1 protein-coding gene is annotated in these 510 nt (G+C 40.0%); it reads right to left on the bottom strand.

The window, feature by feature from the left end; genetic code table 11:
• Positions 1 to 96: 96 nt before the first annotated feature.
• Positions 97 to 510 (bottom strand): hypothetical protein (locus tag R0K30_RS21025; protein WP_410612692.1); only part of this gene is annotated, 414 nt, incomplete at its 5' end.

The raw sequence follows: 510 nt of genomic DNA, 5'->3' as shown, positions 1-510 counted from the left end.
GCAAGTATTCTAAGTAATGGAAATAAGACAGTGCCATATCCTTATTGTCGTGCTCATACTTGCGCGCGCCAATAAGGATATGGCACTGTCTTATATTCACTTCTTAGATGATTTTGCCTTTTTACGCTTATTACTGGCATTAATTGCGCTTTGCTTGACAGTTGATAGTGATAAATCAGCCTGTACAGCGTCCTTAAATGATTTTCTTGATGATACGGCTTTGACTGTCCTAACAGTGTCTAGACGAGCATGTGACGGCTTTTTTGGCTTGTCTGCTGTAGTCATTCCAGTTGCAGTCTTTGAAACCTCATCAGCCATAAATCTACGGAGTTCAGCACTAACAGAGACGTCTCTAAACTTACAAAGTCCCTGAAACGAAGCTTTTAGTTCTGGTGGTAGCTTTATCAGCAAGGTAGTTTCATCAGGGTTTTTTTGTCTAGTCATGAGAAAGCTCAACTTTAGACAAAATGGATCGCATATTAGCCTTATCTCTCGATACATTAGCCAAAT

Origin of the sequence: Bacillus sp. SIMBA_154 (genome assembly GCF_046536015.1) — a bacterium.
Classification (GTDB): domain Bacteria; phylum Bacillota; class Bacilli; order Bacillales; family Bacillaceae; genus Bacillus; species Bacillus pumilus_P.
The sequence above is the reverse complement of the archived record's forward strand: the minus strand, read 5'-3'. Positions and strand labels throughout refer to the sequence as shown.